The 24,765-nt window shown below is 71.1% G+C and carries 18 protein-coding genes and 2 pseudogenes; 7 read left to right on the top strand and 13 right to left on the bottom strand.

Annotated features, from left to right (window positions below; translation table 11 throughout):
* Positions 1–48 precede the first annotated feature (48 nt).
* Positions 49–3,006, top strand: coding sequence for a glycoside hydrolase family 2 TIM barrel-domain containing protein (locus BLV72_RS37120; RefSeq protein WP_244321200.1), 2,958 nt, complete (start codon positions 49–51; stop codon positions 3,004–3,006).
* A gap of 35 nt (positions 3,007–3,041) precedes the next feature.
* Here BLV72_RS37120 and BLV72_RS37115 read toward each other — a convergent pair whose 3' ends face one another.
* From BLV72_RS37115 to BLV72_RS37095, 5 genes are all read right to left on the bottom strand, one after another.
* Positions 3,042–4,061: an LLM class flavin-dependent oxidoreductase gene (locus tag BLV72_RS37115; RefSeq protein WP_093467901.1), complete on the bottom strand. Its 1,020-nt coding sequence runs from the start codon at positions 4,059–4,061 to the stop codon at positions 3,042–3,044.
* 14 nt (positions 4,062–4,075) lie between these two features.
* Complete coding sequence (locus BLV72_RS37110) at positions 4,076–4,615, bottom strand: flavin reductase family protein (protein WP_093467899.1); 540 nt, start codon at positions 4,613–4,615, stop codon at positions 4,076–4,078.
* 30 nt (positions 4,616–4,645) lie between these two features.
* On the bottom strand, positions 4,646–5,440 hold the full coding sequence (locus BLV72_RS37105; RefSeq protein ID WP_093467898.1) for an alpha/beta hydrolase: 795 nt from the start codon (positions 5,438–5,440) through the stop codon (positions 4,646–4,648).
* Between the two features lie 74 nt (positions 5,441–5,514).
* Positions 5,515–6,750 (bottom strand): acyl-CoA dehydrogenase family protein, encoded by a 1,236-nt coding sequence (locus tag BLV72_RS37100; protein WP_093467896.1) that lies wholly within the window; start codon positions 6,748–6,750, stop codon positions 5,515–5,517.
* Positions 6,751–7,210: 460 nt separating this feature from the next.
* Positions 7,211–8,356 (bottom strand): beta propeller repeat protein, encoded by a 1,146-nt coding sequence (locus BLV72_RS37095; RefSeq protein WP_093467895.1) that lies wholly within the window; start codon positions 8,354–8,356, stop codon positions 7,211–7,213.
* A gap of 243 nt (positions 8,357–8,599) precedes the next feature.
* Here BLV72_RS37095 and BLV72_RS37090 point away from each other — a divergent pair, with 243 nt between their 5' ends.
* Both BLV72_RS37090 and BLV72_RS37085 read left to right on the top strand, forming a co-directional pair.
* Positions 8,600–9,358, top strand: coding sequence for an SDR family oxidoreductase (locus tag BLV72_RS37090; RefSeq protein WP_093467893.1), 759 nt, complete (start codon positions 8,600–8,602; stop codon positions 9,356–9,358).
* A 16-nt stretch (positions 9,359–9,374) separates the two neighbouring features.
* Positions 9,375–10,040: a TetR/AcrR family transcriptional regulator gene (locus BLV72_RS37085; RefSeq protein WP_093467892.1), complete on the top strand. Its 666-nt coding sequence runs from the start codon at positions 9,375–9,377 to the stop codon at positions 10,038–10,040.
* A gap of 148 nt (positions 10,041–10,188) precedes the next feature.
* Here the strand turns inward: BLV72_RS37085 and BLV72_RS37080 are convergent, their stop codons facing one another.
* A complete protein-coding gene (locus tag BLV72_RS37080) occupies positions 10,189–10,761 on the bottom strand; it encodes a TetR-like C-terminal domain-containing protein (protein ID WP_093467890.1) in 573 nt (190 codons plus the stop codon).
* A 99-nt stretch (positions 10,762–10,860) separates the two neighbouring features.
* On the opposite strand from BLV72_RS37080, the gene BLV72_RS37075 reads away from it, so the two are divergent.
* Positions 10,861–12,162 (top strand): MFS transporter, encoded by a 1,302-nt coding sequence (locus BLV72_RS37075; protein WP_093467889.1) that lies wholly within the window; start codon positions 10,861–10,863, stop codon positions 12,160–12,162.
* 142 nt (positions 12,163–12,304) lie between these two features.
* Positions 12,305–13,006, top strand: a complete 702-nt coding sequence (locus tag BLV72_RS37070) for an alpha/beta fold hydrolase (RefSeq protein WP_244321199.1) — start codon at positions 12,305–12,307, stop codon at positions 13,004–13,006.
* Between the two features lie 204 nt (positions 13,007–13,210).
* On the opposite strand, the gene BLV72_RS37065 is transcribed toward BLV72_RS37070, so the two are convergent.
* Together BLV72_RS37065 and BLV72_RS37060 are read right to left on the bottom strand one after the other, a co-directional pair.
* Entirely contained in the window at positions 13,211–14,686 is a 1,476-nt protein-coding gene (locus BLV72_RS37065; RefSeq protein WP_093467886.1) for a sensor histidine kinase, read from the bottom strand.
* Positions 14,673–15,353, bottom strand: coding sequence for a response regulator transcription factor (locus BLV72_RS37060; RefSeq protein ID WP_093467884.1), 681 nt, complete (start codon positions 15,351–15,353; stop codon positions 14,673–14,675). Before BLV72_RS37060 ends, BLV72_RS37065 begins: the two co-directional genes overlap by 14 nt.
* Before the next feature lie 224 nt (positions 15,354–15,577).
* Here BLV72_RS37060 and BLV72_RS37055 point away from each other — a divergent pair, with 224 nt between their 5' ends.
* Positions 15,578–17,005 carry a glycosyltransferase family 39 protein gene (locus BLV72_RS37055; RefSeq protein ID WP_244321198.1) on the top strand — a complete coding sequence of 476 codons (1,428 nt, stop codon included), beginning with the start codon at positions 15,578–15,580 and terminating at the stop codon, positions 17,003–17,005.
* 167 nt (positions 17,006–17,172) lie between these two features.
* Here BLV72_RS37055 and BLV72_RS37050 read toward each other — a convergent pair whose 3' ends face one another.
* The 4 genes and pseudogenes from BLV72_RS37050 to BLV72_RS37035 all read right to left on the bottom strand — a co-directional run bounded on the left by BLV72_RS37050 (position 17,173) and on the right by BLV72_RS37035 (position 20,678).
* A complete protein-coding gene (locus BLV72_RS37050; protein WP_093467883.1) occupies positions 17,173–17,733 on the bottom strand; it encodes an NADPH-dependent FMN reductase in 561 nt (186 codons plus the stop codon).
* 114 nt (positions 17,734–17,847) lie between these two features.
* Positions 17,848–18,564, bottom strand: a complete 717-nt coding sequence (locus BLV72_RS37045; RefSeq protein ID WP_093467881.1) for an NADPH-dependent F420 reductase — start codon at positions 18,562–18,564, stop codon at positions 17,848–17,850.
* A gap of 39 nt (positions 18,565–18,603) precedes the next feature.
* Positions 18,604–19,636, bottom strand: a pseudogene (locus tag BLV72_RS37040) (LLM class flavin-dependent oxidoreductase).
* Complete coding sequence (locus BLV72_RS37035) at positions 19,629–20,678, bottom strand: LLM class flavin-dependent oxidoreductase (RefSeq protein WP_093467880.1); 1,050 nt, start codon at positions 20,676–20,678, stop codon at positions 19,629–19,631. The pseudogene BLV72_RS37040 and the gene BLV72_RS37035 overlap by 8 nt, the downstream one beginning before the upstream one ends.
* Before the next feature lie 195 nt (positions 20,679–20,873).
* Here BLV72_RS37035 and BLV72_RS37030 point away from each other — a divergent pair, with 195 nt between their 5' ends.
* Positions 20,874–21,335 (top strand): MarR family winged helix-turn-helix transcriptional regulator, encoded by a 462-nt coding sequence (locus tag BLV72_RS37030; protein WP_093467878.1) that lies wholly within the window; start codon positions 20,874–20,876, stop codon positions 21,333–21,335.
* A gap of 84 nt (positions 21,336–21,419) precedes the next feature.
* On the opposite strand, the pseudogene BLV72_RS37025 reads toward BLV72_RS37030, so the two are convergent.
* Positions 21,420–24,550, bottom strand: a pseudogene (locus tag BLV72_RS37025) (discoidin domain-containing protein).
* Positions 24,551–24,765 lie beyond the last annotated feature (215 nt).

Below are 24,765 nucleotides of genomic sequence, written 5' to 3'. Positions count from 1 at the left end.
CCGATGGGCCCGCCTCCGTTGGACCCGCCCCCCTCGTATCCGCGCCCGATGGACCTGCGTCCCTGGGAGTCCCCCGAGCTCACCTCCTGGCGACGGCTGCCGATGCACGCCGTGGACCGCGGGGCGGGCGCCCTCTCGCTGGACGACGACCACTGGCGCTTCCAGCTGCTGCCCGCGCCGGAGGTGCCCCCGTCCGAGGACTGGCGGCAGCTGAAGGTGCCCGGCGCCTGGACCACACAGGACACCGGCGACCTGCCGCAGTACACCAACTGGCGGATGCCCTGGCCCGACATCCCGCCGCACTCCCCCGCCGCCAACCCCACCGGCGTACACGAGCGCGACGTCGACATCCCGGCCGACTGGGCCGGGCGCCGCGTCGTCCTGCATGTCGGCGCCGCGACGAGTGTGCTGATCGCCGAGGTGAACGGCCGGGCCGTGGGCATCGGCAAGGACTCGCACCTCGCGTCGGAGTTCGACATCACCGACGCGGTACGGATCGGCGAGGCCAACACCGTACGGCTGACCGTGGTCAAGTGGTCCGACGCCTCGCATATCGAGGACCAGGACCACTGGTGGCACGGCGGCATCACCCGCCCCGTCCTGCTCTACGCCACCGATCCGCTGCATCTGGCCGATGTGAAGATCAGCGCCCCTGCCGACGGACGGCTGCGCGTGGAGGTCCAGGTGCGCCACGCGGACGGGCCACTGCCGGCGGGCTGGCGCGTGTCCGGACACCTCGACGGGGTCGGCGAACTCGCCCCGGACGAGGAGTACGCCGCCTGGTGCGTCCGGGAGGACCGGGTCTCGGGCTTCCTCGGCGAGGCGCGCCTGCTCGCGACCGTGCCCGACGTACGCCGCTGGTCCGCCGAGACGCCCGAGCTGTACGGGCTCGACATCCGGCTGCACCGCCCCGACGGATCCGTCGCCGACACCTCCCGCCACCGCGTGGGCTTCCGCACCGTCGAGATCGTGGGCAACGACCTGCTGGTCAACGGCGAACGCGTCTTCATACGTGGCGTCAACCGGCACGACTTCCACCCGCTCACCGGCCGTACCGTCACCCCGGGCGAGATGCGCGCCGACCTGGAGACCATCAAGCGCTTCGGCTTCAACGCCGTCCGCACCTCGCACTACCCGAACGACCCCACACTGCTGGACCTCGCCGACGAGCTGGGCCTCTACCTCGTCGACGAGGCCGACATCGAAAGCCACGACCACGCCCACGAGATCGCCGACGACCCCCGCTATCTCGGCGCGTTCGTGGACCGGGTCTCGCGCATGGTCCTGCGGGACAAGAACCACGCATGCGTCATCGTGTGGTCGCTGGGCAACGAGAGCGACTACGGCGCGAACCACGACGCGGCCGCGGGCTGGCTGCGCCGCTACGACCCGACCCGCCCGCTGCAGTACGAGGGGGCGGCCAAGACCGACTGGTCCGGGGCGGACATCGCCTCCGACATCCTCTGCCCGATGTACGCGTCACTGGACGAGATCACCGCGCACGCCGCCTCCGGCGAGCAGACCAAGCCGCTCATCCTGTGCGAGTACTCGCACGCCATGGGCAACAGCAACGGCACCCTCGCCGACCACTGGGCGGCCATCGAGACCACCCCGGGTCTCCAGGGCGGCTTCATCTGGGAGTTCTGGGACCACGGCATCCTCCAACGCCTGGCCACGGGCCGCCCCGCGGGCCCTTCCGCGTCCGGCGCCTACGCCCACGGGGTGGCGGCCGACGGCTACCGCTGGGCGTACGGCGGGGACTTCGGCGAGGTGCCGAACGACGGCGCGTTCTGCGCGGACGGTCTGGTCTTCCCCGACCGCACCCCGAAACCCGCGATGTACGAGCACCGCGAGATCGCCGCCCCGGTGCGGCTGGCCCGGAGCGATCCTGGCCGCCCGCCTCGCGTCACCAACGCCCAGCACTTCCGCGATGTGTCCTGGCTGACGGCCGAGTGGCGGCTGTCTGTCGAGGACGGCGGCACCCGCACTGCCCCGGCCACACTGCCCGACCTCCCGCCCGGGGCCTCGGCGGAGCTGCCCCTGCCCCACGGGCTGCTGGCCGAACTGCCCGCCGCGGGCGCCGCCGGCGGCGGCGAGGCATGGCTGACGCTGCATGTGGCCACGCGCCACGACGAGCCCTGGGCGCCGCGCGGCACCGAGGTGTGCGCACCCCAGATCCAGGTGCGCGAACGGCCCGCTCCGGCACCGCGGGCGGCGGTGTCCGTGACGGTGTCCGCCCACTCCCCCGACGTCGACGCGGAAGGGCTGTTGCGCCACCCGCTGCTGACCTGCCCGCCCACCTTGAGCCTGTGGCGGGCGCCCACCGACAACGATCTGCTGGGCGGCGCCGCGGACCACTGGCGCACGCTGGGCCTCGACCGGCTCGTGCGCGAAGCCGTCTCCGTCGACCGGACGGACGGCCGCATTCGCGTCCGCTCCGCCTACCCGACCGGCGCGGGGCCCGTCGAGCACCAGCAGGTCTTCCGCCTCCTCAATGACGACGGCCTGCTCATCGAGGAGACCGCCGTCCTCCCCGAGGGGCTGACCGACGTCGCACGCGTGGGCACGGTCTTCGAGACGGTGGCCGGGCTGAACCACCTCCAGTGGTACGGCCAGGGCCCCTGGGAGACCTACCCGGACCGGCGGACGGGCGGCCCGGTGGGCCACCACCGGGCCCGCGTGGACAGCCTGTTCACCCCATATCTGCGCCCGCAGGAGAGCGGCGGCCGGTCCGGCGTACGCCGCTTCGCGCTGCTGTCGGACACCGGCACCGGTCTCGGCGTACGGCTGGACGCGCCCCGCCAGGTCTCGGTCACCCGGTACCGCGCGGCCGACCTCGCGGCCGCCTCCCACCACGACGAGCTGGCCCCCAGGCCACGGTGCGTGGTCCATCTCGACGCCGCCCACCGTGGCCTCGGCACCGCGTCCTGCGGCCCGGACACCCTCCCGCGCTACCGGCTGGGCCCCGGCACGTACCGCTGGTCATGGGTGCTGCGCCCACTGTGAGGCGCCCGCGTCGGGTGACGAGGAGGTGATACGCGCTACGGGGCCGCCTGCCGGCCCAGGGCCGGGCCGAGCCGGGTGGCGATGTCCGTGAGAATCTGGATGTAGTCCTCGTGGTCGAAGGTGAAGGGCAGGGCGAACGCCACCTCGTCGACCTCCCGGAAAGCGGCATGGGAGGCGAGCCGTTCGGCGATCTCCTCGGAGGTGCCGACGAGATCGGGCGCGAACATCATGCGCGCCGGTCCCTGAGGCGTGGCGGTGCGCGGCATGCGCTGCAGGGCGTACCGCTCATATTTCGCGCGCTGCTCCGGCGAGGCGGTGTCGGTGGGGATGACAACGAGCCCTTGGGAGACACGGGCACGGTCGCCGTCGGGGTGGTGGGCGCGGAAGGTCCGTATGTGCGAGAGCTGGATCTCGGCGAAGTCCTCGGACTCCTCCGCCTTCACGACACTGCTGGTGAGCAGGTTCATGCCATGCTCACCGGCCCACTGGGCCGACCGCAGGCTGCCACCGCCATACCACATGCGGCAGCCGAGCCCCGGGGAGTGCGGCTGCACACGGTCGGAGAACACCTCGAAGCCCTCGACACCGCTGAAGTCGGTGACCGGTTCGCCGCGTACGAAGTCCAGCAGCCGTCGCACCCGCTCGTGGCTGAAGTCCTCGAGGTCGGCGGTGTCGGGGTAGAGCGCGCCCTTGACCTGGTCGTAGTGGTTCGGCGGACCGACACTGACCCCCGGGTTGAGGCGGCCCCGGGACAGGATGTCGACGGTCGCCAGGTCCTCGGCCAGCCGCAGCGGGTTCTCCCATCCCACGGGGATGACCGCGGTGCCCAGCTCGATGCGGCTGGTGCGCTGCGAAGCCGCCGCCAGCACGGCCATCGGGGAGGAGATGCCGTATTGCAGATGGCGGTGGCGCACCCAGGCGCTGTCAAAGCCCAGCCGTTCGCCCATCTCGATGATCTGCAGGGTCGACTCATGGCCCCGGCGAGGGTCGGCCTCGTCGAACAGCCCGATGGTCAGGAAACCCAGCTTCCGTAGGGGTTTCGAGGTCAGCGGCATGGTGCGGCTCCCTGTCACATGGCGGTCGACGACGTGAGGCTGACGGCGGTGGCGAACGCGCCGTCGTGGTGGACGAGGGCGGGGCCCTCGGCGGGACCGCCTCCGGACCGGACCTCGCCGATGACGAGGAAGTGGTCGCCGACCTGTTCACATCGGGTCACGCGGGCGGTGAGCCAGGCCGGTACTCCGTCGAGCACCGGGAGTCCGTCGCCCGCATCCTGCCAGGAGACACCCGAGAAGCGGTCGGTGCCACTGCGGGCGAACCGCTCCGCGAGCGCGGCGTTGTGGGCGCCCAGCACATGGACCGCGAAGCGGTCTGCGCGCTGGACGGCGCCGGCGGTCGAGGCGGTGGCGCCGAGGTAGAACGAGACCAGGGGCGGATCGAGTGACACGGAGGTGAACGAGGTCGCGGTGAACCCGGCGGGCCCCGGCACGGTGATGACCGTGACGCCGGCCGCGTGCCGGCGCAGGGTCCGGCGGAGTATGTCGCCCCCGTCGGCTCCGGTGGGGGCGGTCGCCGGTTCGGTGGCGGGGCGGTCGGTGGACACGGTCATCTGATTCCCTTCCCAGGGTCGGTGCCACGGTCAGGAATGTGCGGGGTGTGCGCCGGTTTCGAGGGTGAGGATCGGGATCGTCTCCCGGTCGGCGCGCAGGCGTTCCAGCCACAGGACGATGGTGGCTGCCGTGGTGCGGTGGGTGGCGTCGTTCAGCACGTCGTGCACGCCCTCGTGCAGTACGCCGAGGGTCGCGTGTGGCAGCTGTTCGGCCAGGCCGCGGGCCTGCTCCAGCGGAGAGATCGGGTCCGCCTCGCCGTGCAGGACCAGGGCGGGGAGGTCGGGCCGGGTATCGGGGAGCAGATGCGCCGGTACGGGGCCGAAGAGGCGACCTCGGACGAACTCCCGGTCGTCGGTGATCTTCTTGCGGTGGGTCGGGCAAGCGGTACGCGCCGCCAACTCGGCTTCCCAGTCGGAGTCGTGGTCGTCGGCCGCGGATCCGGTCGCGGGCGCGGGCCCATCCGCCGTCGGCGCGGTTCCGGCGAGGATCAGGCCCGCCGTCGTGAACGGCGCATCGGTGACGGTTGCCGTGTGCAGGGCCTGGAGGGCGCCGGTGTCGCTGCCGACGAGGACGAGCGGCGGGGCCGGGTGTTCACCCGCGGCCGCCGCCGCCTTGGTCAGCACCTCTCGTGCCGTGTGCTCCGGGGCTGTATCGAGGGCGTGCACGACATAGCCATCCGCCGCGAGCCTGCGGCCGAAGCGCTCGTATGTGCCGCCGTGTTCGCCGCGGCCGGGCAGGACGACGAGGGTGCCCCGCGGCAGGATTCCGGTGGGCGGCTGCCAGCTGCGCACCGTGGTGGCGGGCACGGTGGGTGCGGTGGTCATCGGGTCTCCTGGGTCTCGATCACGCCGCTGAACTCGACCGGCGATCCGGGCGATGGGGAGCGTGGAGTCATGGGTCAGTTGCCTTTCGGGGCGGCCGGGTTGGACGCGGCGGATGTGAACCGGCGGGCCAGTGCCGCGCGGCCGGTGGCGGTGAGGACGGAGTCGTCCTGCGGGGTGTGCACACGGCTGCAGAGCACGTCCCGGTAATGCCGCTGGAGCGGGTTGGCGTGCGTGAGGCCGTGATTTCCGGTGAGCGTGAGGGCCTGGTCGACGGCGGTGATGGCGGCGCGGGTGCCGAGGACCTTGGCGACGCCCGCCTGTTCGACGGCCTCCGGGTCGCCCGCGTCGACGCGGGCGGCTAGCGCGTCCACGACTGTGTCGGCGCCGATGAGCGCCGTCTCGATCTCGCCGACGGCGCTCTGGAAGCGGGGCAGGGTCGCGAGCGGCGCGCCGAGTGCGGTGGGCACGCGCTCGTGGAGGAAGCCGGTCAGCCAGTCACGGGCGGCGCCCGCGACGCCGAGGTAGAGCGCGGTCAGGCCGAGGGCGTTCCAAGCCCCGGTCACCGGGTCGGGGCGGGCGCCCGGCGTGTCGCCGGGCTCGGTGAGGCCGATGACGTCGTCGGCGGGGACCGGTACCGAATCCAGGACGACGTCGTCGCTGCGGCTGGCCCGCAGACCGACGTGGTCCCAGGTCGGCTCCACGGTCAGCCCGGGGCTGCCGGTGCGGACGATGAAGGTGCCGACGCGTACGGGCTCCCCGTCGTCGGGTTCGGTGCGCGCGAAGACCAGCATGCGGCTGAGCCCGATCGCCCCCGTGGAGTAGATCTTCCGGCCCGTCAGCAGCCAATGGCCGCCGTCGCGCCGCGCGGTGGTGGCGGGCAGCCCGCCGCGGATCGGGCTGCCGAGTTCCGGCTCGACGCGCAGGGCGTTGACCAGGGCCGGGCCCGCGGCCGACTCGGCGAGCACGTCGCCGTAGACGGTGGCCGGCCAGGCGGGCGTACGGGCCTCGGCGGCGTGGACGAACAGGGTCATGGCCGCCACCAGGGCCACGGCCGGGTCCCCGGCGCCGACGGCGCGCAGGATGCGGACGGTGTCGGCGAGCCCGGCCCCGGGCCCGCCGTGCCGCGTGGCAACGGTGGCGGTGAGCAGCCCGGCTTCGTGGACCAGGACGACCCCTTCGGTGGGGAAGGAGGCGTCGCGGTCGTGTGCGGGGGCGCGGGCGGCCAGCGCCGCGGTGAGCGCGGGAAGCCGGTCGAAGTCCAGGGGCGGCAGGGCGGTGGGGCGGTGGGTCCGGTCGGTGGTGGAGGTCACGAGGGTCTCCGGGAGTGGCTGTCGCGTCGGCGGTCGTGGTCGTACGGGTGCGGCGCCCACGGTGGGTCGTACGGGGTGCGGCGCCCGCGGCGGTCCGGTACCCGGGAGCGTGCCGTGATCTGGGGGCGGCTGAGCGCCCCCGGATCACGGGAGTTGAAAAGAATTCCGGGCCGGGCCGGTGGCGGGAAGCGGTCACCTACAAGGTGCCGAGCGCTCCCAGCGACGGTGAGAATCGCCGCTCAGCGACAAAGGGCGCTGGAGGTGCGCAGGTAGTCCACATAGCGGCAGAGCACGCCCGGATGCGTCGAGTGCATACCCCTTATGGTCGTGACCGCAGAAGCCGGTGTCAATGGACACCTTTAGGTGTCTCATGGTGCGGAACCCCGGCGACCTGCGCTTTCGGCTGCGGATCAGCGCTGACGAGGCGGCTACCGCCCCGTGCTGGACACTCGTGACGCCGCTACTCGCGCTGCTCGTAGCGCCGCCACTCGCGTCCACCGTCGCGAGAGATCCATAGCCCCTCGCCCTTCACCAGGTCATACGTCGCCGTCGTCGCGTCCGCGATGCCGTAGAGGGTCGTGCCGTCGACGGTCATCGACGTGAATTGCGCCGGCGTCTTCAGTTCGTGGAAGGCGCTGTTGGTGTGGTCATCGGCGAGCCAGTAACGGCCGCCTTCCTCGCCGACGAGCAGCCGCCCGTCCGCAAGCACCTCCAGGACCAGCGACTCCGGGCCACGCTTCAGGTCTCTCCAGGGAATGCCGCCGGTGAGGACCGTCTGCCAGTGCTCGCCGCCGTCCGTCGTCAGCAACAGGCCGCGTACGCCCTCGCCCCGGGTGAGGGACAGCGCCACGGTGCCACCCCGCGCGGCGAGGATGCCCCCCGTGTACGGCTTCGGGACGGCCGTGGAGCCAAGGACGCGACCGTCGTGCTGCCATACGACGCGGTTGGGGTCTTCGGTCAGGGGCTGGTCCAGGCTCCAGGCCGTGCCTCGCTCGTCGATGTCGAGGCGGATGGCGTCGTCCGGCACTCCGGCCGGGGGCGCCACGGTGCGCGTGGCGGGGCGGTAGATGAGGGACGGCTCCAGTTCGGCGAGCAGGACGTCGCCGGGGCGGGTGCGCAGTGGGGTCTCGGTGCTGATGACCTTGTGCGGCTTGCCGCGTACATCGAGGGCGTACGCTCCCTCGACTCCCTCCCCCGGCGGCACCCGCACGAAGCCCCCGCGCACCCCCTTGAACGCGGCCGGCGCCGCCTCCGCGTCCGTGTGTTCCGCGTGCTCGGCGACCGTATGGCCGTCGGGGCCGACGATGCGCCAGGCGGTGGCGGCCGGCCCCTCGTCGTCCTCGACGTTGCCGGCGTTGTACGTCAGGAGCAGCGAGCCGTCCTCGGCGCGGACGACGTCGGTGGGTGCGCCGGCCGCCTCGATGACGTTGGCGGGGCGCGGGTGAGCGTCTTCGATGACGCGCTTGTACCTCGCCTCGCGGTCCCCGTGGTCCCCGTGGTCCCCGTCGTCGGAGCCGCCCGGTCCGCAGGCGGTCAGCGCCAGCGCCGCACTCGCCGCGGCCACGAGCCCGACCCTCCGCCTGCCGCGCTTTCTCAGCGATGCCATTGCCACATCCTCACATGAGGCGGCGGCCGCCTCGGCGGGAACAAGTGACCCAGGCTGCGTTGCGCGCGACCGACGAAGTGATCGCCGACGTCGGACGCTTCCGCTTCCCTCCGAGCAGGACCTGCCCGCCCCGGAGCGGGCCGTGCTCTCTGTGTTCCGTCGGCCGGACGAGAGTTTTGAACGGAGCGCTCCGCTCCGATAGCTTGACCGCGACACACTTCGTTCCGCCGACCCGGAGGACAGATGAAGGCGACAGGCAGGCCGACGGCTCTGGTGACCGGCGGCAGCCGGGGAATCGGCGCGGCGACTTCGCGTGAACTCGCGGCTCGCGGATACCGCGTGGCGGTCAACTACTTCTCGAACCGTGAGGCGGCCGGCCAGGTGGTCAAGCTCATCGAGGCCGACGGCGGCGATGCCTTCGCCGTGCAGGCCGATGTGTACGACCCCGACCAGGCAGCCGAACTGCTGAAGCGCGCCGCCGTCGACGGACGCCTGGATGTCCTTGTCTGTAACGCCGGCGCCCGTTTCACCCCGACCCCCGTGCAGACCCTGCCCTGGGACGACTTCAAGAGGAAGGTGACGGACGAACTGTCGTCCGTCTACACCCTCACCCAGCAGGCCCTGGCGATCATGGGCGCGCGAGGGCAGGGACGGATCTTGTACGTCTCCAGTGCCGTGGCCGACGGTCCACCCACCGCGGGGATGGCCGCCCATGGCACCGCCAAGGCCGCTCTGAACACCTTCGCCCGCTTCGTCGCCTACGAGGCCGGTCCACTGGGCATCAAGGTCAATGTGGTGGCGCCCGGCTTCGTGCGCACCGAGGCCAGCGCGGGGATGCCGCAGGAATTCCAGCAGCGCTTGGTGGAGCGCACCCCGCTCGGACGGGTCGCAGAGCCGGAGGACGTGGCCCGGGCGATCGCGATGCTCGTCGGCGACGATGCCGGCTTCGTCACCGGCTCGGTGCTCACCGTCGACGGTGGGCACGGGGTGGCGCGCCCTTAAGGGAGAATGCTGCGCCATGGGTGACACGCACGCAGCCAAACCGCGAGGCCGCCAACGTGAGGCGGACCGCAACGACGCCCGTCTCATGCAGGCCGCACGCGAAGTCTTCGCCGAGCGCGGCTGGGACGCCCCCGTCTCGGAGATCGCCCGTCGAGCGGGCATCGGCATGGGCAGTCTCTACCGCCGCTACCCCAGCAAGGAACTACTGGCCCAGCGCATGCGGCTCGCGGGCATGGAGCAGCTCGTCACCCAGGCACACACGGCACTCGCCGAAGAACCGGACGCGTGGGCCGCCTTCGCCCGTTTCCTGCACGACGCGTTGTCGGCCCAGGGGTCAAGCGGTCCACTTCTTCCACAGGTCGGCGGGCGACTGCCGGCCACGGACGACGTCGTGGCCGCCGCCGACCGGCTGCGGGCCGCCCTGGACGACCTGGTGGGAGGCGCGCACCGGGCAGGGGTGCTACGTGCGGATTTCACCTCCGCCGACATCCCGTTGCTGCTCGAACATCTCGCCGCACGGATTCCCGTCACCGGTGAGCGTGCCACTGCGCTCCACCTGCGCTACCTGGACCTGGTCCTCGCCGGACTGCGCCCCCCGGCCGCCGATCAGACCACCATTCTGCCGGGACCGGCCCCGGACTGGACGGAGCTCAGCGACCTGTGGAACGCGCCTGGGGGGTGAGAGTCCCACCGACGTCGGACTCCCCGGCGGGCCATGGCGTCGTTCCGACGCCGTAGCCGATCAGAACACCTTCGGACACCCCGCCCGGGCTGCCGCGCTGGGCACCCTTCGCCTTCACCGGGCACCGGGCACCGAGGTGTGGGCGTTGTCAGTCCGGCAGCAGGTGGGACACCAGGGAGCGTGTCCACTCGGGGGTGAGGGCCTGGTCGGTGAAGACCGCCCGGTAGTAGAGGGGGGCGATCACCGCGTCCGTGACGCGTTCGACGGTCGGGGTCTCATGGCCCCGGGCCTGTTCCCGTTCGAGCATGGCCTGGATCTGTTGCCGGCGTTCTCCCGTGCAGGCGCTGGCACCCTGATCTCCGGCTGTGCCGATGGTGGCGCGCACCAGAGGGAGGGTGTCCGGGTCGTTGAGGTCCTTGGCGAGATCGGATGCGTAGCGCTCCAGATCCTCGCGGAGACTCCCGGTGTCCGGCACCACGATGCCGCCGGAGAAACGGCTGGTCGCGACGTCGGTGAGCAGTTCACCGACGGAGCCCCAACGGCGGTAGACCGTGGTGGCGTGCACGCCCGCGCGGGCGGCCACGACCGGGATCGTCAGCAGTTCGTCGGCCTCGTCGGTGAGCAGCTCCGCGACCGCCCGGTGGACGGCAGCGCGGATGCGGGCGGAGCGGCCGCCGGGCCGGCTACCGGTGTGGGGCGGAGGGGCGGCGCGAGTGGACATGTGACCAGTATGGCATCGATCACTGCGTTTGAATGCAGCGATCGATGCGTTTACGGTAGGGCTGACGCCATTAACGCATCGATCACTGCGAGAATCCACATGTCTGCTCCACCTGCAGTCACCGCCAGGCCGCCCGCCGGGGATCCGCACCGCGCACCGTGGAAGGGTGCCTTCCCCTACGTCGGCGCCATCCTCGTCCTCTTCCTGGCCGCCTCCAGCGCACCGTCCCCGCTCTACGCGATCTACCAGCAGCAATGGCATTTCACCGCGTGGGTGCTGTCCGTCGTCTTCGCCCTCTACGTGGTCGGCCTGCTGGGCTCGCTGCTCGTCGTCGGAGCGCTGTCGGACCATCTCGGCCGCCGGCCGGTACTCGCCGGGGCGATCGGGCTGGAGATGGTCGCGCTCGTCCTGTTCTACGTCGCCGGGGACGTGTTCGTCCTGTCCGCCGCCCGGGTGCTGCAGGGCATCGCGACCGGGGCCGCGACGACCACCCTGAGCGCCACCCTCGTCGATCTCGAACCGTCGCATGCCCGCGGCCGCGCAGGCGTCATCACCTCGGTGTCTCCCCTGACCGGGCTCGCTCTGGGCGCCCTCGGCAGCGGTGTGCTGGTGGAGTTCGGTCCCGCCCCGACCCGGCTGGTCTACACCCTGCTCTTCGGCGCGATGGCGCTGGCGGCGGTGGTCGTCGCCCTCACGCCGGAGACGTCGCTCCGCCGCCCGGGAGCCGTCGCCTCCCTGCGCCCACGGGTAGCGATGCCCGCGCACCTGCGCGTGGACATCGTCCCGGTGGTGCCGGCGATGATCGCCGGCTGGGCCTTGGCCGGGATGTACCTCTCGCTCGGCCCGTCCGTCGCGGCCGAGCTGCTGGGGCTGCGCAGTCATCTGATCGGCGGCGTCGTGGTGACGCTCCTGACGGGTACCGGAGCGCTCGCGGTCTTCCTGCTCCGCTCCCGTCCCGCGCCCTCGCTGCTGGCCCCCTCGTCCGCACTGCTCGGACTCGGCACCCTGATATCGCTTGCCGGGGTCGCCGATGACCTCGCCTGGCCGGCCGCTGTCGGCACCGTCGTTTCGGGTCTCGGCATGGGCGCGTCGGTGCTGGCCACGTTCGGCACCTTCGCCCGGATCGCCAAGCCGCACGAGCGCAGCGAGGTCTTCGCCCTGGCGAACATCATCGCCTATCTGGGAAACAGTGTGCCGTCCGTCCTCGGCGGAATCGCGGTCACCGTCCTGGGAGTGAGGACCGCCACCGGGATCTACGCGCTGGCGATCGCGGTGATCGCCGCCACCGCCCTCGTCCTGCGCCTGAGCCGGATACGGGCGGAGCGCCGCGCCGTCATGGCCCGGACGGCCGAGGCTCCGGCCGCCGCGGAGGCCCCGGCGACCGCCGTTTCATGCCACTGAACCGATACACCGATTACCATCCGGAACAGAGCAAGGAGACATCGTGACGACCGCAAGCAGGACCAGGAAGAACCTCGAGGTTCAGCGATCGGGCCACACGACGATCCGGTACACGGCCAGCGGTCCGGCCGGAGGGCGGACGATGGCTCTCATCCATGGCTGGGCGTGCAACCGCGGCGACTACGACGCGGTGACGGACCATCTGCCCGAGGACTACCGCGTTCTCGCCATCGACCTCGCCGAGCATGGTGAGTCGCGGTCGACGCGGGACGTCTGGACCATGGAAGAGTTCGCTCGCGACGTGGCGGCAGTGCTGGAGGCCGAGTCGGTGGACACGTGCGTCGTGGCCGGGCACTCCCTCGGCGGGGCGGTCGCCGTCGAGGTCGGCCGGCTGCTCCCCGACACCGTCTCGCATGTGATCGCACTCGACGCGCTGCACTACCTGTCCCTGTTCCCCGCGCTGAGCGAAGAGCAGACCGATGCGATGCTGAGCATGTTCCGTTCGGACTTCGCCGGAGGGGTGCGCGGTCTCGTCGAGGCGGGTTCGCCGGCCGGGACCGACACGGCCCTCAAGGCTTCGTACTTCGAGAAGATGGTCGCGGTGCGGCAGCCCGCGGGTCTGCGTTCCATCGAGGGTCTGGTGCACTGGGACATGGACGCGGCGCTGCGTGCGACACCGCAGCCGATCACCGTGTTCGCGATACGTGACCTGGTGACGCGGGAAGCGATCGACCGCTATGGCGACCGCTTCGACATCGTGCCCGTCGACCTGGGCAGCCACCACTTCCCAGTGGAGGCACCCGAAGGGACGGCAGCTCTTCTGGCCGGCGTGCGAACCGAGTAGGAACGAGCGTGATGCGGCTCCCCCTCCAGGCCCTCCATCCCTGGAGCTGGGCGAAGTGGCCCCTGGCTTCCATCTTTCGTGGCCAGGGGTGCCGGAGGCCCTGAGGCTCGGTCAGCACTGAGTTGTGTTCCGGGTCGCTGCTGTCGCCACCACCACCGTCGAGGCCGACGAAGCCGAGGTCGGCGATCGCGGCGAGGCCGGCCGTCATTTCTCGGCGGGGGTGGGGGCTCGGGGAAGGCGTAGCCGGAAGCATGCTCCGAGGGTCCGGGGGGTGAGGGTGAGGGTGCCACGGTGGCGGTGGGCCAGGTCGCGGGCGATGGCGAGGCCCAGGCCGGTGCCGCCGTGGTCGCGGGAGCGGGCGTCGTCGAGCCGGACGAAGCGTTCGAAGATGCGCTCGGCGTCCTCGGTGGGCACGCCCGGTCCGTCGTCGTGCACCGTGAGGACGACCCAGGCGTCCTGGTTTCGGATGGTGATCTGGATGCGGTGTGCGGCGTGGCGGGCGGCGTTGTCGATGAGGTTGCGCAGCAGCCGTTCGTATTCGTCGAGGTTTCCGTGTGCGTATGCGGGGGCGGTGCTGTCGCAGGTGAGGGTCAACGGTCGTTCGGAGCGGGGGCATTGCTCGGTCAGCCGGGAGGCGAGGGCTGTCAGGTCGACGGTTTCGGGGCCGGCTGTGGGGGTGCGGGTGTCGAGGCGGGCGAGGAGCAGCAGGTCTTCGGCGAGGGCGTGGAGGCGGCGGGTCTGTCGTGCGGCGGTGGTGGCCGTGGCGGGCCAGTCGGTGCGTTCCGGGTAGGCGAGCGCGACTTCCAGGCTGGCCAGCAGTGTGGTGAGGGGGCTGCGTAGTTCGTGGGCGGCGTCCGCGACGAAGCGGCGTTGCTGGGCGGCGGCGTTGTCGAGGCGTTGGAGGGTGGTGTTGATGGTGGTGGCCAGGGCGGTGATCTCGTGTCCCGTGGCGGGGACGGTGACGCGTTCGCGGGGGTCGCTCGCGGTGACCGAGGCGGTGAGGACGCGGATGGCTTCGACCGGCCGCAGCGCGAATCGGACGGCGAAGTAGGCGACGGCGGCGATCAGTACGACGCTGACGAGCCCGGCCCCCAGCAGCAGGCGGTCGGTGGTCTTGGTGATGGCCTCGGCCGTGTGCGGGAGCACCACCACATAGACCCGCAGCCTGGCGTCGGCGGCGACGCCCAGAGCGGCGGCTTTGTCACGGCTGAGTTCATCGGCCTCGATATCGCAGGTCACGACGCGCTGGGTGCCGCCGGCTATGCCGAATATGTCCTTGGGGTTGTAGTCGCGGTTCACGGGCAGGCGGACGCTGGTGAGCGGTATCAGCGCGGCCACCCCCTCTGTCGGCGGGGTGGGCATCACGTGGTGGGTGCCGGGGTAGGCGTCGCGCAGGGCCCCGCCGGAAGCGACAGCGGTGCGACGCCCGGTCGCGACGACCTCGTACGGCACGGTGGTGGTGGAGTCGGGAACGACACCCTGGCGCAACCGTTCGCAGAGAGACCAGAGCTGACTCTTGGCTTGTTCTTCGGCGATCTGCGTGCTCTGGCGGTAGACGTCGTGGTGTACCCACCAGCCGATGCCGACCAGGATGACGGCGGTGGCCGAGGCGACGGCCAGGGCCGTGCGGGCTCGTACCGAACGCGGCCACCAGCGGCGTCGCAATTCAGTCGCGTTCACGGTCGTCCACCAATCGGTAGCCGGCGCCCCGTACGGTCTGCAGGGACTGCCGGTCGAACGCGGCGTCCACCTTCTTGCGGAGGGCGCTGACGCGCGCCTCCACCAGGTTGGGATCCTGGGCTTCGTCGGGCCACGCGTGATAGAGCAGATCCGTTTTGGAGACCGCCTGGCCCGCCCGGCGGGCCAGCAGCTCCAGCACGGCGAACTCCCTGGGTGTGAGTTCCACCCGGGCCCCGGCCCGGTGGCAGACCCGGCCGGCGACATCCAACGAGAGGTCGCCCACGGCAAGGACGGGCGGGGCGACCGTGGCGGCTCGTCTGACCAGGGCCCGCAGCCGTGCGACGAGCACCACGTAGGAGAAGGGTTTGGCCAGGTAGTCATCGGCCCCCGTGTCCAGGGCCTCTGCCTGATCCCACTCCCCGTCCTTGGCGGTGAGCACCAGGATGGGGGTCGCGTTGCCCTCCCGGCGCAGTTGGGCGCAGACCTTGTAGCCGTTGAGTCCGGGCAGCATCAAGTCCAGTACGACAAGGGCGTATTCGCCGGTCCGGGCCATCCACAGGCCGTGTCGGCCGTCGTGGGCGAGGTCGACGCTGTAGCCCTCGGCGGTGAGACCGGTGTGCAGGGTGTGGGCAAGGTCCACCTCGTCTTCGACGACCAGGATGCGCATGTGGTGCAGCCTTGCACAGCGCAGGCCCGCCTTCCTGATCGGCCGGTCAGGTTGGGTCAGCAGCCGGTCAACGAGGTCCGGGCACGGTGGCGGAGCTTCTTCACCACTACTGAAAGGCCCTGCCGCTGATGTCCGTTGCCGAACGTGGCCCTGCCGTGGCCAGGACGGTTTCCCCTCCCGTACCCGTCCGTCGACCATCACCGGGCCCGGCCAGAGCCGTTGTCGTGACCGCGCCCTTGTCGCTGACCATCGCTCTGGGGCTCTGGGGTATCCGCAGGAAGAACACGATGTGGGGGGACGAGTCCGTCACCTATCAGCTCGCGCACCGCGATCTTTCGCAGATATGGCTCACCGCCCAGCAGATTGATCTGGTCCATGCCCTCTACTACGCCGTGATGCATGAGATCTTCGGTCTCTTCGGCGGAGGCCTGCTGACGTTACGGCTGCCGTCTGTGCTGGCAATGTCCGTGGCGGCGAGTGGAGTCGGGCTTCTGGGGCTACGCCTGGCGGGACCCCGTGTCGGGCTGCTGGCCGGGCTGGTGTTTCCGCTCCTCCCGCAGGTACAGAAGTACGCGCAGGAAGGCCGCTCGTACGCCATGGTCTGTGCCCTGGTCACCTGGGCCACCTATGCGCTCGTGGTCAGCGTCCCGCATCGCGGCCGGTGGCGGTGGGCGGTCTATGGCTCCACCATGCTGCTGGCCTGTCTGCTCCATGAGTTCGCGGTCCTCGCCCTGGTCGCACACGGCGTCACACTGGTGGTCTCCCGTGTTCCACGACCGGTGCTGAGGGCGTGGAGTGTGACTGCCGCGGGCGTTGTGGCCGGGCTGTTGCCGCTGGCGATCCGCAGTGTGGGGCAGTCGGGGCAGGTGTCCTGGATCGGCGGACCGGTGCGGCTTCGTTATTTCCTGGTTGTGGCGGTCGTGGGCATGGCGTGTGCCCGAGCGCCCCTGGGGGTGAAGGGGCCCGTGCGGCTCTCCGTGCTGGCTGTGCCGATTCTTGTGCTTCCCGGTCTTCTGCTGCTGATCGTCTCGCTGGTCAAGCCCCTTTTCGTCGATCGGTATGTGCTCTACAGCAATATCGGAATCGCGTTGCTGCTGGGCGCCTGGATGGATTACTTCCACCGGCGGCGGCAGTCTTCCCGCACCGCGTGGATCGCGGCGGTTGCCGTACTGGCCGCGCTCGTCCCGCCGAGCCTTTCGCTGAGGACGCCCCAGAGCCGGAGCAATGACGTCACCGCCGTCGGCGCCGCCGTACGCGAGGAAGGCCGTCCCGGCGACGGGCTGCTCTATCTCTCCGGCCAGTACCGGGCCTTCACCGCGGCCAGCCCCGAGGACACCCGTTTCCTGACGGATCTGGCCCTGGCACAGGACGCCGTTTCGTCGAACACCCTCGCAGGTGTCGAGCTTCCCGCCCAGGACATAGCGGCACGCATGCTGGAATTCGACCGGATCGTCGCGGTCCGCGGCCCGGCGGGTGCGCAGTCGCCGACCGACCCGCAGGAGGAAGCGAAAACAAGCACCCTGCGGCGCTACTTCCGCGAGTACGGAACAACCCATGTCAACGGGGCGCGAGTCACCGTCTATGTCCGAGGCCACGCCCCTCTCCGAAGGCCGGTCCTGGATCCGACAGCCCGGGAGCGAGCGGTGGGGTGATGGTATCCCGCGACCGGTTGTCGATGTCCGCACGGGCCGCCCGGGCCGGTGGGGTCCCCGCGGTGGCATCGTCGTCACCGCCTTGGAGCCCACCGGCCGAGCCCGTGTCGGCCTGACCGCCCCGCCCGCTCTCCGCGGGACGGCGCTCAGGCGACCAGTTGTGTCCGTTACGCGGCGCGCAGCGGGGCGAGGGCCCCGCTCCAGGCCAGCACCTGGTCCAGCGTGGCGTTCAGCGCATCCACCTGGAATTGGCCGGGCTTGAAGTCGCTGAAGTTCTCGAAGTCGTGGAACAGCGACAGCGCGACCTGAGCGCGCACGTCCGCCATCTGCAGCTCCCCCGCCACCAGGCGCAGGTGCTCCACCGCACGGGCGCCGCCCAGGGAGCCGTAGCTGACGAAGCCGACCGCCTTGTTGTTCCACTCCGCGTAGAGGAAGTCGATCGCGTTCTTCAGCACCCCGGAAGTCGAGTGGTTGTACTCGGGCGTCACCATGATGAAGCCGTCAAACGAGTCGATCTTGCTCGCCCATTCCTGCGTGTGCGGCTGAGCGTACTGACCCAGCGACGGCGGGAGCGCCTCGTCGAGGTGCGGCAGCTTGTAGTCCAGCAGGTCGACCAGTTCGAACTCGGCGTCGGTGCGCTGCGAGGCGATCTCGTGCACCCAGCGGGCCACAGCCGCGCCGTTGCGCCCGGGACGGGTGCTGCCGAGGATGATTCCGATCTTGATCATGCCAAAACCCTTCATAAAGGTGCTCCCGACGCACATCCGGGATATATTTGCTTCACCAAGCAAGTTAATGCCAAGTGATTGCTCCGTCAAGTAATACCTGAGCACACCCCTCCGCTACGCCGCATCAGCCGGTGCGGCCGGAGCAGCGGCTCGAGCCCCACTGACCGTCCGGCCGCGCTCCGATGCCGGGAAGCGGCCGAGCATGGCGCGCAGTTCCTCGGCGCTGGTGTTGGCTCCGAAGGGTTCGGTCCCCGGCTCCAATCCCACGCCGTCGGCGAGCGGGCCGGCGACGACGGGGTCGAAGCCGAAGGCGTCCACGAGGAGGGCGACCGTGGCCCGGTCGCCTGGGTCATCGGCGGCGATGGCGATCCCCTTGCGACCCGTCACCCCGGCGGGCCGGGCCTCGTCCTCCAAGTCGTGGTAGCCCATGTGGTTGAACGCCTTGACCACGCGGGATCCCGGCAGGAACGCCTGGACGAGCTCGCTGGTGGAGGTGCGCGGGTCGGTGAGGTCCTCGCGGACGCCGTCGGCTTCCCACCAGTAGTTCATCGCGTCGATGACCAGCTTGCCGTGCAGCGCTTCGACGGGGACGCCGCGGTACTTGCCCAGGGGAAGGGCCAGGATCGCGATATCCGCCCGGGCCGCGGCCTCGGCCGCGGTGACCGCTTCCGCGCCGGGCGTGAGGACCTCGACGGTGAGGGCGATGTCGCCGGGTTCGCGTGATCCCGCGATCAGCACTCGGTAGCCTGCCGCGAGGGCGAGCCGCGCCAATACGGTCCCCACTTTTCCGGCGCCCAGGATGCCGATCGTGCGGACGTCCTCGAAGTTCATTCCGTTTCCTTTCGCGGGGTCGGTCGGCGAGTCGCGGGGTCAGTCGGCGAGGAGGTCGCGGACCCTCGGGATCACCTTCGTGCCGTAGAGCTCGACCGCACGAAGGCGGGCGCTGATCGGTTGTGAGCCCGCGGTGTAGATGAGGTCGAATCTGCCGACACCGAGTGCGCGTACGGCGCGAGCGATCTTGCGCGCGACCGTCTCGGGCGAGCCGATGTACAAGGAGCCCTGCTCGATCTCGGTGTCGTATTCCTCCCGGCGCAGTGGCGGCCAGCCCCGCAGCGCGCCGATGCGGTCGCGCATGACCCGATAGCTCGGCCAGTACAGCTCACGGGCTTCTTCGTCGTTGTCGGCGACGAAACCGGGCGAGTGCATCCCCACCGGATGCGCGACGGTGCTGAACTGCGCTGCCGCGCGCCGGTAGAGGTCGATGTAGGGCGCGAAGCGCTCAGGGGAACCGGCCGATGATGGCGAGCATGAGGGGGAACCCGTAGCGGGCGGTGCGGACGACCGACTGGGGTGAGCCGCCGACACCGACCCAGGTGGTCAGGTGCCCGGACTCGGTGGTGGGGAAGACCTCGGCGTTCTCCAGAGGGGCCCGCATGGTGCCCTGCCACGTGACGGGCTTCTCCCGGAGCAGCCGCGCGAAGAGCTCGATTTTCTCCTCGAACAGCGCGTCGTAGTCGCTCAGGTCGTACCCGAACAGAGGAAACGACTCCGTGAAGGAGCCGCGGCCCAGGATCACCTCGGCCCGGCCGCCGGAAAGAGCGTCGACCGTTGCGAAGCGCTGGAACACCCGGACGGGATCGTCGGAGCTCAGCACAGTGACACCGGAGGAGAGGCGGATACGCCTGGTGCGGGTGGCGATGCCGGCGAGCACCGTTTCCGGAGACGACACCGAGTATTCGGGCCGGTGGTGCTCGCCGAGTGCGAGAACGTCGACGCCGATGTCGTCCGCCAGGACGGCTTCCTCGAGAACCTGCCGAATCGACCTCGCGTGGGAGACGAGACCACCGGAGTCGTCCTCGGGCACATCGCCGAACGTGTCCAGCCCGAAAACGAGTTCAGACATGGGAAGGCTCCTTACTGAGCAGCTCTCGTACGCGCGGGGCGACTTCGCGGCCCAGCAGTTCGATCGTGCGGGCGCGGGCCTGACGAGGCAGATGCATGATGTCGTACTTGAGGTCGAAGCGGCTCAGACGCAGAGCGCGAGCCACTTGGGCGATCTTGCGGGCGACGGTTTCCGGGGAGCCGACGAAGAGCGCTCCGCTGTCGAGCTCCGCCAGGTAGCGCTCGCGGGTCGGCTTGTAGAAGCCTCGTTCCTCGGCCAGTTGGGTGACGACCGGCTCCCAGTACCGCCACCAGGTCTCGGTCGCCTCCTCGTCGGTGTCGGCGATGAGCCCCAGCGAGTGCTGGCCGATCGGTTGCGGATCGTGTCCGGACTGCTGGAGCGCCCGCTGGAAGAGATCGACGTGGCCGACGAACCGCTGGGGGCGTCCGCCGATGATGGCCAGCATCAGGGGCAAGCCGTAGCGGGCGGCACGGACCACGGAATGCGGGCTGCCGCCCACGCCGATCCAGGTGGGGATCCCGCCGGGCCGCATCCGGGGGCGCAGCCGCTGCTCGACAAGCGGTGCCCGAAACGCCCCGGACCAGGTCACCGTCTCCTCCCGCTGCAGGCGCATGAAGAGCTCGAGCTTCTCGTCGAAGAGCGATTCGTAGTCGGCGATGTCGTAGCCGAACAAGGGAAACGACTCCGTGGCCGACGCACGCCCGAGCACGAGCTGGGCCCGGCCACCGGACACGGCGTCCACAGTGGAGAAATCGTGGTAGATCCGTACGGGGTCATTGGTGCTCAGTACGGTCACCGAGGTGCCGAGGCGGATCCGTTCCGTGACGGCGGCGACAGCGGAGAGCAGTACGGGAGTGGCGCTGTCGACGTGTCCCGACCGGTAGTGCTCGCCGACGCTGAAGACGTCCACCCCCGAGGCTTCGGCGAGCTCGGCCTCCTCGACGAGCAGCCGGACCGTTTCGGCGTCGTCCAGCGCACGACCGTTGTCCGTTGCGACCTCGCCGAACGAGTCGAGCCCGAATTCGAATGTAGAGGCCGTCATGGTCTCCTCCTCATGCGGTCCCGCAGGCAGCTGACCCGTCCGGGTCATTTGATTGACGCGTCAAGCATTAGCCTATATATTTGACATGTCAAGCAGAGCCGCCGGTGACCGGCCCACGCGCACGGCATCCCACATCGAACCACTTGCTACGCCAATCAACTTTCTGCTTGCAGAGTCAAGCGCTACGATGTGCCCATGAGCAGCAGCAAGGAGCCGGCCAAGCCGATGAGTGCGGCCGAGGACGCCTTCATCCGCGCCTTGAGCCGGGTGCTGCTGGCGATGCCGCGCGCCGTTGAGCACGACATGGCACGCGGGGGGCTGCTCCCGCTCAGCGAGTACACGGCACTCATGCACCTCTCCGAAGTCGAGGGCCGGACGATGCGGATGAGCGAACTCGCCTCCGTGTCCAACCTCTCCCTCAGCGGCATGACACGCATCGTCGACCGTCTGGAGCGGCGGAGCCTTGTCAAACGTGTGAGGTGTGACGAGGACGGCCGCGGCTGGAACGCCGTCCTCACCGACGCCGGTCTCGCCGCGTTGACGGAGTCCTGGCCGATCCACCTCGCCAGCGTGCGCCGACACGTCCTCGACCATGTCCAGGGCGAAGACCTGAATCAGCTCACCAAAGTGCTGCAACGCATCGCCACTGACCCCTGACTCGTTTGGCATACGCGCTTTGCGTGCCCGCCGGGCGAGCGTCGGCGCGGTCGACGGCCGCGCGGCCCGGCGGGCGCGGGGCGGTCAGCGCACCGTCAGGCGCCGCAGGCGGGACACCGCCGCATGTGCCGATCCGTCGACCTCGAGGCTGACGTAGCGGGCCGTCCCGGAGGCGGTCAGCCGGCGCACGCGGCTCCGGCCGGTGAGGCTCCCGGCGTCCCGGTAGGTGATGCCGTCCGTGCTGAAGCCGACCTTCGCACCCGGCACCGCGCCCGCCGTCCACTCGGTCTCCACCAGGCGGACCGGGCGGGCCGCGCCGAGGTCAACGACCATGCGGCCGCGCGTGCCCGGTGTCCACGCCGTGTGGGCGTCGCCGTCCACCGCCGCCGCGGGGTCGGACATGCCCTCCGGCAGCGGGCTCGTGGGGAAGACGGTCCTGCCAAGAGCCAGGTCGTCGTGCGGGTGGGCGGCCGCGCCGGCCAGGACGACGGTGATCGTCCGGCCCGCTCGCACCACGGCGACCTGGCTGCGCCCCTGGGCCCGGACGCGCAGGGTGCAGGAGGCCCCGGACAGGCGCACGGTCGCGCCGTCGACGACCTGGACCCGCAGTCCCGACGGCAGGGGGCGGCTCGTGAGGGGGGTGAGCGTGAAGCGCGGGGCAGTACGGCCGCCGTGGCGGCGGGCAGCGCGGCCTCGAAGGACGTGCCGTCGGCGGTCAGGCGCTGCGTGCCCTCGAAGACCACCGTGTCCGTGCCGGTGCGCGGGATCGTGATCCGCGTCCTGACGGGCTCACCGGAGAGATTGAACAGGGTCAGGTGACCGCCCGTCAGCGTCGTGCGCACCGCGGTGTCCTCCGCCGTGGGGGTGGCCCCCCGGGCGATCGCGCGCAGCTTCCCGGCCGACGTGCCGGGGAAGCCCTCGACGAGGAGAGGCGCCGCCGGGCCGTCGCCGAGGACGATCTTGTCGTCGTAGACGCCGATCGGGTTCCGGCCGTCACGCACCACGAGCCCGGCGCGCCCCTCGACATCGAGCCAGCCGCCGCGGCTGCTCACCGCCGGGCTCGGTCCGGTCGTCAGGTCCCTCCAGTCCCGGCCGTCCGTGGACCCCTGGATGCGGTAGGCGCGGCCGGCCGCCGATTCCCAGCGCAGGGTGACCCGGTCGATCCGGCGCTCGGCGCCGAGGTCGACGGCCAGCCAGCTGTCGGCGCGCGGGCGGTCGGCCTTCGACACCGCCCAGCGGGTGGCCGCGACGCCGTCGACCGCGAGCGGCGCGCCCTTCCCGGCGTCGGCCGACGAGGCGGTGGCGGACCCGCCGCGCGCGAGGTCGGCGCCCTGGGCGCCGTCGCGCACCTCGAAGGCGTACAGGGAGTACCCGTAGGCCGGGTCGGGTCGCACGCCGAGCATGCGGACGTGGCGCACCGTCGTGGGGGCGAAGCCGAGGTCGTCGACCCGTCCGGCGGGTGTGTCGGTGGAGGTGTCGCGGGCGCGGACGGTCGCCTCGCCCTCCTCGAAGCGGTAGGTGCGCGCGCCGTCGAGCCCCGGCATGCCGGGCATCGTCAGGTTGTGCACCTCGAGGTGGCCCTCCGCGTCGGCGGTGCCGCTGCTCGCGTAGACGACGGCGCCTGTCGGGAGCGTCGCGAACCCGGCCCAGCCGCCGTCGAGGCGCAGCAGCGTCGCGCTGCCGTCGAAGCCGTCGCGCAGGGACTCGTATACGCGCACGGTCCGGCCCTGGATCTTCGCGTCGGTGGCGGGCAGGAACATCGAGGTGGCCCCGCTGAGCCCAAACAGCCAGTCGTCGTGCCCCGGCTGCCAGGCGAACTTCACGAACCCGGGCTTCGTCACGGCACCGGCCCACGCGGTGCGCGACTGGTGCGACACCAGTCCGGGGCCGGTCCCGAAGTCCGTGACGCCGGAGGCCCGCGCGAACATCTCCTCACGCGAGAGCGCCTCGACGGGCCGCCCGGACGCGGCCGCCCACACATGCAGCAGGTAGCTGATCGCGATCTCGGCGCGTGCCTCCGGCTCGTACTTCGGCTCCCCCGAGAACTTCGCCAACCGGTGCTCGGGCGGGTACTGCTGGTACGCCTCCAGCCGCGACGCCAGCTCCCGCTCCGCGCGCGCCGCGGCCCGGTCGCGCATCACCTGGGAGAGGAAGGCGAGCGGGATGACGTCCCTGCCGTAGAGGTGCTCGCGGTCCTCCACCATCGGCATCAGCGGTTCGCCCGCGTCGCTCATGACACCCAGCAGGGTGCGCCACAGCGGCTGGGCGTTCGGCTGCCGGGCGAGGACCTGCGGGAGGGGGCGTCCGGCGGCCAGGAAGTGCGCGGCGTTGCGGCCGGAGGTGCGCCACAGCTCCTCTTGGTAGTGCGGGCCGAAGGAGCCGTGGTTCTCGACGATGAAGGTGTCGTACAGATTGCGGGCGGTGTTCTCGGAGACGGCGACGCCGTCCACGCGGGCGGGGTTGGCGAGGTCGGCGGGCGGCAGCCCCGCCTCGTTGCGCGACCAGATGCCGTACCACGTGGCCCAGTCGGCCGCGCGGCGGTCGTCGTGGGCCCATGCGAGCGCCGGTGCGAGGGTCTGCGCGTACAGGCCCATCTCTTCCAGCTTGGTGTCGCCGACGTGTCCGCCACTCAGGCCGTTCGGCGTCCAGTCGCCCGAGGCGGGGTCGTCGCCGCTGCCCAACGACACGGTGTAGGCGGCCTGTTCGCGGACGATGGTCTCGACGTTCTTCTGTGTCGCGGTGTCGAGGTCCTTCCACAGCAGCCGGGCGGCGAGGATGAAGTACGACTGGAAGGTGGTGTCGAAGAAGAGTGTGCGGCCCCACTCGTCGCCGCCGGTGAGCCGGTTCGACGCGGCGAAGTGACGGATCGTGGCGAGCGTGCGCCGCTCGAGGGTCTCCCGGTCGGTGCCCGCGCGCGCCGCGTCATAGGTGCCGTGGGTGAGCAGGACCGCGTTGCCGAGGACCACGGCGAACCCGAAGTCCTTGGCGCGGTAGTGGCCCTGGGCCTCGTCCCACTGCGTCTCGGACCACCGGGTGTGGTCCAGGAGCACCCGCAGGTAGGTGGCCGCGACGGCGTCGGGCGGCGTGTCCGTGCGGCCGGGCGCCGCGTGGGCGCTCGCGGCCGCGGTGAGCGGGGGCAGGGCGGCCAGCGCGCCCGTGAGACCGGCGAGGTGCAGGAAGCGGCGTCGGTCGAGGGGCAGGGGCTGATGCGACACGGGGCGATACCTCGCAGGCTGGACAACGTTGTCAAAAGAGGGGCGGCGCACATTCTTCGGCGGTCCCGGTCCGTGCGTCAACGGGTGTGACGTCAGCCGTTCACCCGTTTTCACGGGGCCGTCCGTGCGGCCGTGGTGTTTCCGGGCAGGTTTCGTCGGCCGGTGGGGGCAGGGCCGCCCACCGGCCGTTTCGGGGGTCGTGCGGCGGTCCGGGC

It is taken from the genome of Streptomyces melanosporofaciens (assembly GCF_900105695.1).
GTDB classification, from domain to species: domain Bacteria; phylum Actinomycetota; class Actinomycetes; order Streptomycetales; family Streptomycetaceae; genus Streptomyces; species Streptomyces antimycoticus.
The sequence above is the reverse complement of the archived record's forward strand: the minus strand, read 5'-3'. Positions and strand labels throughout refer to the sequence as shown.